Source organism: Neorhizobium sp. DAR64872/K0K18 (assembly GCF_050500175.1).
GTDB classification, from domain to species: domain Bacteria; phylum Pseudomonadota; class Alphaproteobacteria; order Rhizobiales; family Rhizobiaceae; genus Neorhizobium; species Neorhizobium soli.
This window is the reverse complement of the sequence record NZ_CP191446.1, coordinates 551310-566720: the sequence shown is the minus strand read 5'-3', so window position 1 is coordinate 566720 and position 15411 is coordinate 551310. Positions and strand designations below refer to the sequence as shown.

Sequence of the window (15411 nt, the reverse complement as noted above, 5' to 3'; positions counted from 1 at the left end):
CGCGGCAGGACGGTTCGCGCGAATTTCCCTATAATTTTGAGGAGAGTAGAAAGGAATTCCCCAGGCCACAAGGGGGAATGTGCAATGCAGCAGCGGTTACCGGAAATCGACGCCGCCCGAACCCATGCCCTTGTGCCAAGCCGAAATCGCAACCGGCTCATCGTTCACAAAAAAGGGCGGCCCGAAAGCCGCCCCTTGTCATTTCATCTTCCCGCGCTCAGGCTGCCCGGCTATCCTGACGGGCCATTGATCTCTGGCTGTCGATCTTGAACTGCTGGACAAGGCCGAGCAGCATATCCGCCTCTTCAGCAAGGCGACGGCTCGCCTCGCTGGTTTCGCCCACCATGGCACCGTTCTGCTGGGTCATCTGATCCATCTTGTTGACGGAGCTGTTGATGTCCTGAAGCGCTGCGGCCTGGTCGCGGCTGGCAGTGGCGATCGTATCGACATGCTTGCTGATGATGGTGATGTCGCTGCTGATCGTGGCCAGCACTTCGCCCGCTTCCTGCACCAGCGTCGATCCGGAATGGACCTCGTGGCTGGACTGGTCGATCAGGCCCTTGATTTCCTTGGCCGCATCGGCGGAGCGCTGGGCCAGTTCACGGACTTCCTGGGCAACGACCGCAAAGCCCTTGCCGGCATCCCCTGCCCGCGCGGCTTCGATGCCGGCGTTCAAGGCGAGAAGGTTGGTCTGGAAGGCGATGTCGTCGATGACGTCGATGATCAGTTCGATCTTCTTGGACGCTTCCTCGATCTTGCCCATCGCTTCGACGGCATTGCGGACCACGGTGCCGGAACTGTCGGCGCTCTTCTTGGTCTGCGTCACGGCGTCATTGGCTTCGCGAGCGCGTTCGGCGGAGGAGCGTACGGTAACGGTGATCTCGTCCACGGCGGCCGCCGTCTCTTCGAGCGAAGCGGCCTGGCTTTCGGTGCGGCGTGACAGGTCCGTCGACGAGTGGCTGAGATCGGAGCTGCTCTTCTGGATCGAGAGCGTGCTGGTGCGGATATGCGTCATCGTTTCACGCAGCCGCAGGATCGAATTGTTGAAATCGGTCCGCAGGCCTTCAAGACGACCGGAGAACGGCGTGTCGATCGATGCGGACAGATCGCCCTGGGACAGACGCGACAAGGCCGATCCAAGCTGCGTGACGGCGTGCTCGATTTGGGCGTCGACATGCTGCTTTTCGGTATCGTTGCGATGGCGATCCGCTTCCGCTTCGGCACGCTCTGCGGCGCTGCGGCTTTCGATCAGCTGCTTTTCGCGGTCCTTATCGCGGAAAACCTCAAGGGCTCTGGCAATGTTGCCGAATTCGTTCGGCAGCTGGAGATAGGGGATCGCACTCTTGTTATCGCCCTGCGCAATGGCGCGGACGCTGCCGGTCAGCACGCCGAGCGGGCGCACGAGAGCCCGGATGGCGAAAAAGCTGAAGAAGCCGAGCACCAGAAGCGCGATCGCCGACGTGCCGATGAGGATATAAGCAGACGACGCGATATGGGCGAAATAGACTTCCATCGGAACACCGATGAAGAGGACGCCGGTGACTGCACCTACGGCATTGGTGATCGGGTAATACCCGGTCATGTAGTCCTTGCCGAACAGAACCGCGTTTCCGAAATAGGATTCGCTCTTGCCGAGCTTCGGCTGCGCCGGATGTTCGGGAGCAAGCTTCGTGCCGATGGCGCGCTCACCCTTCTCCGTCTTCACGTTGGTGGAGATGCGGACGTAGTCTGCGCCCTGCTTTTCAAAGATCGTTGCAACGCCGCCGATGGCAGCAGCGGCACGGTCGACCACGTCATGGCCTTTCAGAGCGCCTTCGCCCTGGAGAACCTTGTTGACGACTTCGTCGCGGATCTCTGTCTTCGCACCGGGCAGTTCCAGCTCATAAAGAAGCCCCAGCGTGCGCATCGCCTTATAGGCATCGGCACGTGCACTCGACATGACGTCGTTCCGAAGATTGACATAGGCAAGCCCGGAAAGAGTAGCCGCTGCCACGGAAACGAGAAAAAGGCAGAGGAGAACAATCCGGGATACAACGGATGAGGGGAGAAGCTTCTTGGTCAAAACAGGGCTCTTTCCAAAATGTGAGAGACACTGTTGTTTTTGACGGAGATATCTGAAGATTAGATAAATAGGAAATTGACGTAACTCAAGCTACCGACGTAGATCCAGAGCTACACCGACGCCGTTACTCGTTCACACATTCCTTGCCGCAGCAAGGCTGCGGGGAGACTACGTCAGAAGTAGAAAGGAACCGAAAGAAGAGCAACAGTTGCTCCAATCGCCATCGCCAGAAATCTTACGCGGATCAACTTTGCGTTATCCTGGGTCTTGGCAATAGCAATTGCACGGGCGCTGCGGGTCTTCTGCATAGGTATCCGACTCCACGATCTTGGTGATGGCCGCCGGAAGCCGGCGGGTACGCAGCCTATAGACCAAACAAATGGGCTGGCATTAAGGCAGCATCCTCCAGGCATATTAACAACACCTGAATCGAGCACAACTGGCATTTCTACCTAGAGGCTGTCTCCGCAAGCATAGCCGGAAGACCAGGCCCACTGGAAGTTATAGCCGCCAAGCCAGCCTGTAACGTCGACGCACTCGCCGATGAAATACAAGCCTGGCACGGCCTTGGCCTGCATCGTTTTGGAATCCAGTGCGGAAGTATCGATACCACCCAGCGTGACCTCGGCCGTGCGATACCCTTCCGAACCGGCGGGGCGGATCTTCCAGTCCTGGATCGATGCTGCAAGCCCTGTCAGCATCTTGTCGGAGAGATCGGCGAGATTGCCGGTGACGCCCCGGTTTTCGACGAAGTATTGGGCGAGACGCTTGGGCAGTATTTCGCCAAGCGCCGTCTGCGCCGCCTGTCTGCCGTTCGTCTTGCGGGCCGACTTCAGTGCATCGCTGATTGAGGCGTCCGGTTCGATCGACAGCGTGATGTCGTCACCCTCCCGCCAATAGGAGGAAATCTGCAGGATCGACGGGCCACTGAGGCCGCGATGGGTAAACAGCATCGCCTCGCGAAATCCCGTCCGGCCGTGGCGCACTTCGGCAGGAACCGCGATCCCGGACAGCGGCGACAGTTTTTCGAGTGTGTTCTGGTCGAAGGTCAGCGGCACGAGGCCGGGGCGCGTCTCGACCAGCTTGAGCCCGAACTGCGCAGCAATCTCGTAGGCGAAGCCCGTGGCGCCCATTTTCGGGATGGACTTGCCGCCCGTCGCCACCACCAGCGACCCGGCTTCGAACTGGCCGGCAGAGGTGGCCAGCCGATATCCGTCGGGCGATTTTTCGATGCCGTCGATCGCCGTCTGAAGCTTCAGGGACACTTTCGCGGCCGACATTTCCGCCAGCAGCATCGCGATGATGTCCTTGGCGCTGTTGTCGCAGAACAGTTGGCCGAGCGTCTTTTCATGCCAGGGAATCCGATGCCGTTCCACCAAGTCGAGGAAATCGCGGGCCGTGTAGCGGGCAAGTGCCGATTTGACGAAATGCGCGTTGCCGGAGAGGTAATGCTGGGGGGCCGCACCGATATTGGTAAAGTTGCAGCGGCCGCCGCCCGAGATGCGGATCTTTTCGCCGGGCGCCTTGGCGTGATCAAGCACCAGCACCGAGCGACCACGCTGGCCGGCGCGGATGGCGCACATCATGCCGGCGGCACCGGCGCCCAACACGATCACATCGAATTTCTGTGCCAATGGTCATCCTCTCGTCATCGACTTGCTGTTTTCGATTGGAGCCTCCAAGTCAAGATGGCGGGGGCACAATAGCGAATTCAGCCTGCTCCTCGCCAAGAAGTCAGCGCGCTCTCAGCCAAAGAGTGTTCCCAAACATCATTCCATGGCTATGATGGGGCTCCGATCAACATGACCCCGGTGTGTTATGCCGCGCAAGAAATCATCCCCTGTCCTGGCAACCGGAACCGTGGCGAAAGCCGCGACAGCCCAGCCGACACTGACTTCGCTTCGCGGCGTTGCAGACTGGCGCGAGGCAGCCGCTTGGCTTCGGGCACGCGGGATCGAAGACATCGAATGCATCACGCCCGATCTAGCCGGCGTGCCGCGCGGCAAGATGATGCCCTCGTCGAAGTTTACCTCCAACACCTCGCTGGCGCTGCCTTCCGCGCTCTATCGCCATACCATCTCCGGTGAGTATCCCGACGAGACGGCAAACTTCCGCTATGAGCCGCGCGACAGCGATCTCAAGCTGATGCCTGATCTCTCGACGCTTGCCGTCGTGCCCTGGGAGAGCGACCCGACGGCGCAGGTGATCTGCGACATCGTCGACACCGATGGTCAGGCGGTGTCCTATACGCCGCGCAACGTTTTGAAGAATATCGTCAAGCTCTATAACGACCGCGGGTGGAAGCCCGTCGTGGCGCCGGAGATCGAGTTCTATCTGGTCGCCAAAAACGACGACCCGGATTATCCACTGCATCCGCCGAAGGGCCGCTCCGGTCGGTCGATCCTCGGTGGACAGAGCTATTCGATTGCCGGCATCAACGAGTTCGACGAACTGATCGACGACATCTACCATTTCTCCGAAAAGCAGGGCCTCGAGATCGATACGCTGATCCACGAGGAAGGCCCGGCGCAGCTGGAAATCAATCTTCGCCATGGCGATCCGGTGGAACTAGCCGACCAGGTCTTCATGTTCAAGCGCACCATTCGCGAGGCGGCGCTGAAACACGGCATCTATGCAACCTTCATGGCAAAGCCGATGCAGGGCCAAGCGGGATCTGCGATGCATATCCACCAGTCGGTGGTGGAAATCGAGACCGGCAAGAACGTCTTTTCCAACGCCGACGGTTCGGCATCGGAGGAATTCTTCCACTTCATCGGCGGTATGCAGGCCTTCATCCCGAAGGCGCTGGTGATGATGGCGCCTTACGTGAATTCCTACCGGCGCCTGACGCCGGATATGGCGGCACCCGTCAACTCCGCCTGGGGTTACGACAACCGCACCACGGCCTTTCGCGTACCGGTTTCGGACGCGAACTCGCGGCGTGTCGAGAACCGGTTGCCGAGCTCCGATGCAAATCCGTATCTTGCGCTTGCTGCCTCTCTCGGCTGCGGCCTGCTCGGCATCAAAAATAGGCTCGATCCGACACCGCCCACGGAAGATTCCGCCAATGAAGGCGAGATCGACCTGCCGCGCGACCTTCTGAAGGCCGTCTCGCTGCTCGAGGACGAGCCGGCGCTTGCGGAAGTGTTCAGCAAGGAATTCATCGGCCTTTATGCCGGCGTGAAGCGTGGGGAGTTCGAGACGTTCATGCAGGTGATCAGCCCTTGGGAACGGGAATTCCTGCTCCTCAACGTGTGAGGGAAAAGGTATCTTGGACAATTGGCAGAGCCCCATCGCCTCGGGCATTTCTTGGTATCAGGCAAGCGTTGGCGACCGGGCGACCTACCCTCCCCTCGACGGCTCGAAGAGCGTTGACGTTGCCATCATCGGCGGCGGCTATACCGGGCTCCAGGCCGCCTACACGCTGGCGAAAGCCGGCACGTCGGTGGTGCTGATCGAGGCCGCGCATTTTGGCGATGGCGCATCGGGACGCAATGGCGGACAGTTGGGCACCGGCCAGCGCTCATGGCCGGAAGAGATCGAGGAAAAGCTGGGTTTCGAGCGCTCGAAAGCGCTGTTCGACATGGCCGAGGGCGCCAAGCGCTATCTGATGGATTTCGCGTCCGCCCACGGCATCGACATGGAATACGTGCCGGGACAGCTGAACGTTGCCCACAAGCGGGGATACGAGCGATATTACCAGGCCAATGCCGCAATCGCGGCCGAGCGCTACGGCTATCCGCATGTGACGTTCATGGGCGCGGAGGAAACCGCCGAGCGGGTCGGCACGACCGACTACCATTGCGGCGTGCGCGACATGGGAACCGGCCATATCCATCCGCTGAAGCTCCTGATCGGACTGGCACGGGTGGCGCATGACGCAGGCGCTGCGATCCACGAGGAAACGCCGGCAACCAGGATCACGCAGTCCGGCGGCAAGACGCTCATCGAGACGCCGCGCGGCACGATTTCGGCCGCTCGGGTGCTGCTTGCCACCAACGCCTATATCGGCAATCTCGAACCGGTGACCGGCGCGCATATCATGCCGATCGGATCCTTTATCGCGGCAACCGAACCGCTCGACGAGTTTCCGCAGGTCATTCCCGGTGGCGAGGCCGTCTGCGACAGCCGTTTCGTGGTGCGCTACTTCCGCAAGTCGCTGGACAACCGGCTGTTGTTCGGTGGCCGCGAGGTCTACACGTCGAGCAATCCGAAGGACACGGCCGAGGCCATCCGCCGCCAGATCGTCGATACCTATCCGGCGCTGAAGGATGTCCAGATCACCCATGCCTGGGGCGGCAATGTCGGGATTACCCTGCCGCGGCATCCGTTCGTTCGCGAGGTGATGCCGGGCGTCACATCGATCGGTGGCTATTCCGGTCATGGCGTGATGCTGTCGAATTATTGCGGCAAACTCTACGCCGATATGGTCCTGGGAAATCGCACCGAGCTCGATTGTCTGCGGGACCTCGACATACCGTCCTTCCCCGGCGGGCGGCGCATGCGAAGCCCTCTTCTGTTCCTCGCGCTGACTTGGTTTGCGCTCAGAGACAGGATGTGAGACGCCTCCCCTACCGCCCAGTTGCGATTTCGGGCTAGCGTTTTTAAATCGATTAGAATATGTGTTCCACCAACTATGCGAGATGAAAGAATAGCGATGAGCAGCCAGATCATCCCAGTCGAGCCGTTTGATTGCGTCGTTTTCGGCGGCACCGGCGACCTTGCGGAGCGCAAGCTTCTGCCGGCCCTCTACCATCGTCAGATCGAAGGCCATTTCACCGAACCAACCCGAATCATCGGCGCATCGCGCAGCGCGCTTTCGCACGACGACTACCGCAAGTTCGCCCAGGACGCCCTCAAGGAGCACCTCAAGAAGGGTGAATACGACGAGGCGGAAGTCGAGAAGTTCTGCAAGCGTCTCTATTACGTGTCCGTCGATGCGAAATCGGAAGGCGGATGGGCCGAGCTGAAGAAGCTGCTCGACGAGGGCAAGGACCGCGTCCGCGTGTTCTATCTCGCCGTCGCGCCTGGAATTTTCGGTGCCATTTCCGAAAAAATCCGCGATCACAAGATGATCACCAAGCAGACCCGTATCGTCGTCGAAAAGCCGATCGGCCGCGACCTTGCGTCAGCGCTGGCGCTCAACGACCAGATCGGCAAGGTCTTCCCGGAAGAGCAGATCTTCCGCATCGACCACTATCTCGGCAAGGAAACCGTGCAGAACCTGATGGCGCTGCGGTTTGCCAACGCGCTCTATGAGCCGCTGTGGAATGCCAACCATATCGACCATGTGCAGATCACCGTTGCCGAAGCGGTGGGCCTCGAAGGCCGCGCCGGTTACTACGATACGGCGGGTGCTCTGCGCGACATGGTGCAGAACCACATCATGCAGCTCGTGTGCCTTGTGGCGATGGAAGTCCCATCGTCGATGGACCAGGAAGCCGTTCGCGACGAAAAGCTGAAAGTGCTGCGTGCGCTGAAGCCGATCAACGAATCCAACGTTCAGCAGATGACGGTGCGGGGCCAGTACCGCGCCGGCGCTTCTGCAGGCGGCGCCGTCAAGGGCTATCTGGAAGAGCTGGAAGGCGGCGTTTCCAACACCGAGACCTTCGTTGCCATCAAGGCCGAAATCGGCAACTGGCGCTGGGCCGGCGTTCCCTTCTACATCCGCACCGGCAAGCGCCTTGCCAGCCGCATGTCGGAAATCGTCATCACCTTCAAGCCGATCCCGCACAATATCTTCGATGCGAGTGCTGGCCGGATTGCAGCCAACCAGCTGATCATCCGCCTGCAGCCGGACGAAGGCGTCAAGCAGTCTTTGATGATCAAGGATCCGGGTCCGGGCGGCATGCGCCTGCGCGAAGTGTCGCTGGACATGAGCTTTGCCGCCGCCTTCAACGTGCGCAATCCGGATGCTTACGAGCGTCTGCTGATGGACACGATCCGTTCCAACCAGACGCTGTTCATGCGTCGCGACGAAGTGGAAGCCGCATGGCGCTGGGTCGACCCGATCCTCAAGGGTTGGGAAGCCGCCGGCCAGCAGGTTCAGGGCTATACGGCCGGAACCTGGGGACCGAGCCAGGCGATTGCCCTGATCGAGCGCGACGGCCGCACCTGGCACGAGACCTGAGGTAGCCATGTCCTACACGAAACACGAATATTCTGACGGTGCGGCGCTTGCAGCCGCGCTTGCCGACGAGGTGGCAAGCCGCCTCGCCGCTGCCATCTACGCACGCGATTCCGCCTGCATTGCGGTTTCGGGCGGCTCCACGCCGAAGAAGTTCTTCGAGGAGCTTTCCACCCGTGAGCTTGCCTGGGACAAGGTGAAGGTGACGCTGGTCGACGAGCGCTTCGTGCCCGCCGACAACGAGCGCTCCAACCATCTCCTGGTTGCCAAGCATCTTTTGGCGAACAATGCGGCGGCGGCAACCTTCGTGCCGCTCTATTACGAAGCGCCCTCGATCGAGGATGCGGCCGTGATTGCGACAAAGGCAACGGCTGCGCTCGACAAGCCGTTCGACGTCGTGATCCTTGGCATGGGTGGAGACGGGCACACCGCCTCGTTCTTCCCGCATGGCAACAATCTGGAACAGGCGCTCGACCTTACCGGTCTTTGCCGCGTCATGACGATGAAAGCGGAAGGGGCCGGCGAAGAGCGGTTGACCTTCTCCTTCTCCAGCCTTTCGGATGCCCGCTTTCTGGCGCTGCATATAGAGGGACAGGGCAAGAAGGACGTGCTGGAAAAGGCGATCGCCGGATCCGACGAGACCGAAATGCCAGTCCGTGCGGTTCTGAACCGTGCCGCATCGCCACTCGACATTTACTGGGCGCCGTAACACGCGCCTCACCTGGCGGCCGCTTCTTGAGGGGCCGAAGCAGTAACACCAGCGATCCCGGCACTCTCCCAGACCGGGATCGACCCAAGGAGGATGAACCATGGGCGCCCATTCCGGCATCGAGGCGATCACCGCCCGTATCGTTGAACGATCGAAACCGCATCGTGAGGCCTATATCGACCGGGTGCGCCGCGCCGCATCGCGCGGGCCGCATCGCACCACCCTGTCCTGCGGCAACCTTGCACACGGCTTTGCGGTCTGTTCCCCCGCCGAGAAGGACGCGCTCGCAGGCGACGTCGTTCCGAACCTCGGCATCATCACCTCCTATAACGACATGCTCTCGGCTCACCAGCCTTACGAGACCTTTCCCGCGATCATCCGCGAGGCGGCGCGTGCGGCGGGCGGCATCGCCCAGGTTGCCGGTGGCGTTCCGGCTATGTGCGACGGCGTCACGCAGGGGCAGCCGGGCATGGAGCTTTCGCTGTTTTCGCGCGATGCGATTGCCATGTCGGCCGGTATCGGCCTGTCGCACAACATGTTCGACGCCGCCGTCTATCTCGGCATCTGCGACAAGATCGTGCCGGGTCTGGTGATCGCGGCGCTGTCCTTCGGGCATCTACCGGCGGTGTTCATTCCGGCCGGACCGATGACGACGGGCCTGCCCAACGACGAGAAGTCGCGCATTCGCCAGCTCTATGCGGAAGGCAAGGTCGGCCGCGCCGAACTGCTGGAAGCGGAGTCCAAATCCTATCACGGCCCGGGCACCTGCACGTTCTATGGCACGGCCAATTCCAACCAAATGCTGATGGAAATCATGGGCTTCCATATGCCCGGCGCCTCCTTCGTCAATCCGGGCACGCCGCTTCGCGAAGCGCTGACACGCGAGGCCGTCAAGCGGGCGCTCGCCATCACCGCACTCGGCAACGAGTTCACGCCGGCGGGCGAGATGATCGACGAACGCTCAATCGTCAACGGCGTCGTCGGCCTGCATGCGACCGGCGGCTCCACGAACCACACGATGCATATCGTGGCGATGGCGCGTGCCGCCGGCATCCACCTGACCTGGGAAGATATTTCGGAGCTTTCCGACATCGTTCCGCTGCTGGCCCGCGTCTATCCGAACGGACTGGCCGACGTGAACCATTTTCACGCAGCCGGCGGCATGGGTTTCCTCATCCGCGAGCTTTTGAAGACCGGCATGGTGCATGACGACGTGCGCACCGTGTTCGGCCACGGGCTCGAGGCCTATACGGTGGAAGCCAAGCTCGACGAGAAGGGCCTTGTGGCGCGCCATACGGTGCCGCAGACAAGTGGCGACCCGAAGGTTCTGGCGCAGATCGAAACCCCGTTCCAGCCGACCGGTGGCCTGAAGATGCTGACCGGCAATATCGGCAAGGGCGTCATCAAGATTTCCGCCGTGAAGCCGGAGCGCCATATCATCGAGGCGCCAGCCATCGTGTTCCACGACCAGCAGGAACTGCAGGACGCGTTCAAGCGCGGCGACCTGAACCGTGACTTCATCGCTGTCGTGCGCTTCCAGGGACCGCAGGCGAACGGCATGCCGGAGTTGCACCGTCTGACGCCGCCGCTCGGCGTGCTGCAGGACCGCGGCTTCAAGGTGGCGCTTCTCACCGACGGGCGCATGTCCGGCGCATCGGGCAAGGTACCGGCCGCCATCCACATGACGCCTGAAGCCTGCGATGGCGGGGCAATCGCCAAGATCCAGAACGGCGACATGATCCGTCTCGACGCTGTTGCCGGAACGCTGGAGGTTCTGGTGGACGCCGCCGAATTCGAGGCGCGCCTGCCTGCCAAGGCGGACCTGTCCGAAAACGAATTCGGCATGGGCCGCGAACTCTTCGCCGCCTTCCGCCGCAACGTCGGCCGCGCCGAGCACGGCGCCAGCGTGTTTTCCTGAAATAACAAAGGGCGGCCTTGGGCCGCCCCTTCAATAACTCCGACAGTGCCCACGGTCCTTGGACAGGTGGCTTACCAGGCCCGGAGATCGATCGTCATGTCGCGGTGGTTCGGATGCGTCGAGAAGACGAAGATGCGGTTCATTTCCTTCTTCGTCAGCATCTTTAGAAAGCGAACCTGAATGGTGTTGTTGGTGTTGACCCGCATCAGGATGCAGCCGACCTTGGAGATGCGGGCGTCCGGGATGTCGAGATAAAATTGCTTGGGCAGGTGGTACTGGGTGATGATCCCGAGAACCGCTTCGGTTTCGGATATCTGCAGAACGTCGCAGCGGCGCTGCGCCATGTTCATCACGCCGTTTTCGGTATACTCGATGCGGGCTGCGTTCATCGTGTCATGCATCTTGAACCGCGCTTCGCGGTCGTACATGAACGACTCTTCCTTATTCAGAAAATGGCTTTTTCCAATGGGGGCCGCGGTCACGACAGTGTCTCCTATTCCAATGTCAAAAGAGTAGGGCCTGAAGTTTAACAGAGCGTTGGAATTTCATATCCGGCCCGAATCGGAGCATTAGTCACAAAATTCCGGTAAATGTAAAGTTATACCGACCCGTCAGCGGCGATAGGTTTGCCCGTCTGCGTCAAAGAGATGCAGCTTCTGCGGATCGGCTGAAAAACGCATGGTGTCGCCTCTTTTCACGTCGATGATCCCAGGCAGTTTGGCGATGATCGGCTCCTTGGCCAACAAGCCTTCGATGTAGAGGAGCGTGACCTCCCCGAGCGCCTCGACGATGGAGACCTTGCCTTCGAAGAGATAATCCTCGCCGGTCGCGATGGTCAGATCTTCCGGCCGGACGCCGAAGCTTGCGCTCTTGCCGTTCGCCCCGGTTTCGGTCGAGATCGGTACGATGACCGACTTTCCGTCGACAAGCGAAACGGTGGTCACGGCGCCGGTTTCCTTGACGGTGACGGGCATGATGTTCATCGCCGGCGAGCCGATGAAGCGCGCGACAAAGAGGTTTTTGGGGCGCTCATAGAGTTCGAGCGGTGGCCCCACCTGTTCGATGCGGCCGGCCGACAGCACGACGATCCGGTCAGCGAGCGTCATCGCCTCCACCTGATCGTGGGTGACGTAGATCATCGTCGTGTCCGGCATCTGCTCCTTGAGCCGGGCAATCTCGATGCGGGTCGCGACGCGGAGAGCTGCGTCGAGGTTCGACAAAGGCTCATCGAACAGAAAGACTTTCGGGTCACGGCAGATCGCCCGGCCAATCGCCACGCGCTGGCGCTGGCCGCCCGAGAGCGCTTTCGGCAGGCGGTCGAGATAGGGCGTCAGTTGAAGGATATCGGCGGCCGCGCGGACACGGCGGTCGATCTCCTCCTTGCTTTCCTTGGCGATCCGCATGCCGAAGGCCATGTTGTCGTAGACGGTCATATGCGGATAGAGCGCATAGGACTGGAACACCATGGCGATGCCACGGCGCGATGGCGGAACGTCATTCACCACCTGACCATCGATGAGCATCTCGCCGCCGGTGATCGTCTCGAGCCCGGAGATCATCCGCAGCAGCGTGGACTTGCCGCAGCCGGACGGGCCGACAAACACCACGAACTCGCCCTGCGCAATGTCCAGGTCGATGCCGTGCAGCACCTTCACCTGGCCATAGGACTTGCGGATATCCTTCAGTACGACACCGGTCATGACGTGATCCTCCCCGTTACCCTTTGTTGTCTCTTACGTGTGGCGAGCGAAATACGCCCCCCAAGGTGGCAGCTCGACACGATTGCCTTCGACACGGCTGTCAAAACCGTGGCCGACGAGCATGTCCCACTGACCGATCGGCAGGTCGGTCGCGACCTCGCCCGCACTCATGTTGAACAGGCAGAGCAGGGTCTCGTTGCCGGATTGGCGTTTGTAGCCCAGCACCGTGTCATCGACCGGAAGAGACATGAACTGCCCCTTGCTCAGGGCCGGATGCAGTTTGCGGAAGGCGAGAAAGCGGCGATACTGCTCCAGCACCGAAGCCGGATCGCCATACTGGGCGCCGACGGCTTTCAGCTGGTGTTCGACCGGGATCGGCAACCATGTCTTTTCGGCCGTCGAAAAGCCGGCCTGAAGCGCCTGGGCATCCCAGACCATCGGCGTGCGGCAGCCGTCGCGGCCCTTGAATTCCGGCCAGAACTGAATGCCGTAGGGATCGCGCAGGTCGGCATAGGCGATATCGGCCTCGGTCAGGCCCAGTTCTTCCCCCTGATAGATGCAGACGGAGCCGCGCTGGGTCAAAAGAATGGCCGAGAGCATTTTTGCGTAGGCTTCACGGTCGAGCACGTCCATGCCCCAGCGGCTGACATGGCGCACGACGTCGTGGTTGGAAAAGGCCCAGCATGCCCAGCCCTCAGGCGCGGCCTCGGAAAAGGCGGTCTGCACTTCGGCCACGCGGGCGGGTGTCAGAGCGTCGGGCGCCAGGAATTCGAAGGCGTAGCACATCTGCATCTTGTCATCGCCGGAAGTATATTCGCCGACGATTTCCAATCCGCGCTGACTGTCACCCACTTCGCCGACGGCAGCGATTGCCGGGAATTCGTCGAGAACGGCGCGGAAGCGCTTCAGGAACGCGATATTTTCCGGCCGGTTCTTGTCGTAGATGTGTTCCTGGAAATTGTAGGGGTTCACGGCGGGCGCCGTCGACGCGTTGCGGCGCGAGGGATCGAGCGCCGGATTGTCGCGCAATTGCTTGTCGTGGAAGTAGAAGTTGATCGTATCGAGGCGGAAACCATCGACGCCGCGGTTCAGCCAGAAGCGCGTCATGTCCAGCAACGCATCCTGAACCTCGGCATTGTGCAGGTTGAGGTCCGGCTGCGAGGTGAGGAAGTTGTGCATGTAATATTGCATGCGGGTCGGATCCCAGTGCCAGGCCGAACCGCCAAAGATCGACAGCCAGTTGCAGGGCGGCGTGCCGTCAGGCTTCGCGTCTGCCCAGACATACCAGTCGGCCTTGGGATTGTAGCGCGAGGAACGGCTTTCGATGAACCACGAATGCTGATCCGACGAATGCGACATGACGAGATCGATCATCACCTTGAGGCCAAGGCGATGGGCTTCCGCGATCAGGCCATCGAAATCCGAAAGCGTGCCGAACATCGGATCGACATCGGAATAATTGGAGACGTCATAGCCGAAGTCCTTCATCGGCGACGGAAAGAACGGCGAGATCCAGATGGCGTCGGCGCCAAGCGCTGCGATATGCGGCAGGCGCGCGGAAATGCCCTTCAGGTCACCGATACCGTCGCCGTTGCTATCCTGGAACGAGCGGGGATAGATCTGGTAAATGACGGCGCCACGCCACCAGTCCCGATCCTTTGCTGCGTCCGTTGCTCCGGAGACTTCCGCCGAACTTGTCATCCACTATCCCTGTTGGTTCACAGACATCATCCGCCCTTGACCGACCCGGCGAGCAGGCCGCGGACGAGGTATCGCTGCAGTGCAAAAAAGACGATAATCGGGACGATGATGGTTATGAAGGCCGAAGCGGTGAGAATTTCCCATTTGCCGCCCATCGACCCCAACAGCGCGTTGAGAGAGCCGGTCAGGACCAGCTGATCCTTGCCGGTACCGAGAAATACCATGGCGACGAGAAGGTCGTTCCACGTCCACAGGAACTGGAAGATCGAGAAGGAGGCGAGTGCCGGAAACGACAGCGGAAGGACGATCTTGACGAATATCTCGAAATCGCTGGCGCCATCGACACGGGCGGATTCGATGATCTCTTTGGGCAGACCTGCAATGTAGTTTCGCAGGAGATAGATCGCGAGCGGCATGCCGAAGGCCGCATGCGCAAGCCATATCCCGACATAGGAGCGCGACGACACGCCGAACAGGTTGCCGATGTCGTTATAGAGCGTCAGCAACGGGATCAACGTCATCTGCAGCGGCACGACGATCAGCCCGACCACGAGCGCGATGATCAGCGACCGGCCGGGAAACTGCATCCAAGACAGGGCATAGGCTGCGAAGGCTGCGATCAGGATCGGGATGATGGTGGCGGGTATTGCGACCGTCGACGAATTGATAAAGGACTGGCCGATGCCGGCGGACGTCAGTACCGTGCGGTAATTGTTGAGGGTGAAGTTCGGCGGCTGGGTGATCGAGAGATAGATGCGCTTGCCGCGCTTGTCGTCGAATGGGCCGCTCTTCACGTAGGAATAGCTGCCATCCGTGTTTACGGTGAGCTTCTCGCCGTCTCCCAGATCCGCTTCCTTGCCGGCCTCGAATTCTGTCGGTGCAGCGACCCTGGTGCCGAAGGCGACGACACTGCCGCTCTTGACGTCGCCGCCATCGAAGACGGAGCCTGAAATGATGTAGTTGGGTCCGTCCTGCCGGGCGCTTGCGGGATCGCCGAGGCGTGCTGCGCTGGTTTCGGCGGCACCGGTCAGCGCCGTCCACCAGCCCGAGGAGGTGATCTGGCCGGCATCGCGGAACGAGGTGACGAGAATGCCGAGCGTCGGGATCAGCCAGATGATACAGATCACCAGAACCGAGGCATGCAGGATCAGTCTTGGAACGCCGATGCGGCGAAGGCTTGCGACAGCGCTCATC

At 60.9% G+C, this 15411-nt stretch carries 12 protein-coding genes; 5 read left to right on the top strand and 7 right to left on the bottom strand.

Annotated features, from left to right (window positions below; all coding sequences use genetic code 11):
- Nucleotides 1-217 precede the first annotated feature (217 nt).
- The 3 genes from ACQY1P_RS08120 to ACQY1P_RS08110 all read right to left on the bottom strand — a co-directional run bounded on the left by ACQY1P_RS08120 (nucleotide 218) and on the right by ACQY1P_RS08110 (nucleotide 3696).
- A complete protein-coding gene (locus ACQY1P_RS08120; RefSeq protein WP_430255992.1) occupies nucleotides 218-1939 on the bottom strand; it encodes a methyl-accepting chemotaxis protein in 1722 nt (573 codons plus the stop codon).
- A 296-nt stretch (nucleotides 1940-2235) separates the two neighbouring features.
- Nucleotides 2236-2370, bottom strand: coding sequence for a hypothetical protein (locus tag ACQY1P_RS08115; RefSeq protein ID WP_256413687.1), 135 nt, complete (start codon nucleotides 2368-2370; stop codon nucleotides 2236-2238).
- A gap of 144 nt (nucleotides 2371-2514) precedes the next feature.
- Nucleotides 2515-3696, bottom strand: coding sequence for an NAD(P)/FAD-dependent oxidoreductase (locus tag ACQY1P_RS08110; RefSeq protein ID WP_325261834.1), 1182 nt, complete (start codon nucleotides 3694-3696; stop codon nucleotides 2515-2517).
- Nucleotides 3697-3880: 184 nt separating this feature from the next.
- On the opposite strand from ACQY1P_RS08110, the gene ACQY1P_RS08105 reads away from it, so the two are divergent.
- From ACQY1P_RS08105 to edd, 5 genes are all read left to right on the top strand, one after another.
- Nucleotides 3881-5320, top strand: coding sequence for a glutamine synthetase family protein (locus ACQY1P_RS08105; protein WP_062453771.1), 1440 nt, complete (start codon nucleotides 3881-3883; stop codon nucleotides 5318-5320).
- A gap of 13 nt (nucleotides 5321-5333) precedes the next feature.
- Nucleotides 5334-6623 (top strand): NAD(P)/FAD-dependent oxidoreductase, encoded by a 1290-nt coding sequence (locus tag ACQY1P_RS08100; RefSeq protein WP_113109512.1) that lies wholly within the window; start codon nucleotides 5334-5336, stop codon nucleotides 6621-6623.
- Between the two features lie 96 nt (nucleotides 6624-6719).
- Nucleotides 6720-8192 carry a glucose-6-phosphate dehydrogenase gene (gene zwf, locus ACQY1P_RS08095; protein ID WP_062453773.1) on the top strand — a complete coding sequence of 491 codons (1473 nt, stop codon included), beginning with the start codon at nucleotides 6720-6722 and terminating at the stop codon, nucleotides 8190-8192.
- 7 nt (nucleotides 8193-8199) lie between these two features.
- The gene (gene pgl / locus ACQY1P_RS08090) at nucleotides 8200-8898 is read left to right on the top strand and encodes a 6-phosphogluconolactonase (RefSeq protein WP_092661225.1); all 699 of its coding nucleotides are present in this window, start codon (nucleotides 8200-8202) and stop codon (nucleotides 8896-8898) included.
- A gap of 100 nt (nucleotides 8899-8998) precedes the next feature.
- Entirely contained in the window at nucleotides 8999-10816 is a 1818-nt protein-coding gene (gene edd / locus ACQY1P_RS08085; protein WP_062453775.1) for a phosphogluconate dehydratase, read from the top strand.
- Nucleotides 10817-10887: 71 nt separating this feature from the next.
- Here the strand turns inward: edd and ACQY1P_RS08080 are convergent, their stop codons facing one another.
- The 4 genes from ACQY1P_RS08080 to ACQY1P_RS08065 all read right to left on the bottom strand — a co-directional run bounded on the left by ACQY1P_RS08080 (nucleotide 10888) and on the right by ACQY1P_RS08065 (nucleotide 15410).
- Nucleotides 10888-11244, bottom strand: a complete 357-nt coding sequence (locus ACQY1P_RS08080) for a hypothetical protein (RefSeq protein WP_113109509.1) — start codon at nucleotides 11242-11244, stop codon at nucleotides 10888-10890.
- Nucleotides 11245-11427: 183 nt separating this feature from the next.
- On the bottom strand, nucleotides 11428-12516 hold the full coding sequence (locus ACQY1P_RS08075; RefSeq protein WP_430255989.1) for an ABC transporter ATP-binding protein: 1089 nt from the start codon (nucleotides 12514-12516) through the stop codon (nucleotides 11428-11430).
- A gap of 33 nt (nucleotides 12517-12549) precedes the next feature.
- Nucleotides 12550-14217, bottom strand: a complete 1668-nt coding sequence (locus ACQY1P_RS08070; protein ID WP_430255987.1) for an alpha-glucosidase family protein — start codon at nucleotides 14215-14217, stop codon at nucleotides 12550-12552.
- 26 nt (nucleotides 14218-14243) lie between these two features.
- Nucleotides 14244-15410 (bottom strand): carbohydrate ABC transporter permease, encoded by a 1167-nt coding sequence (locus tag ACQY1P_RS08065; protein ID WP_430255985.1) that lies wholly within the window; start codon nucleotides 15408-15410, stop codon nucleotides 14244-14246.
- Nucleotide 15411: the final 1 nt, after the last annotated feature.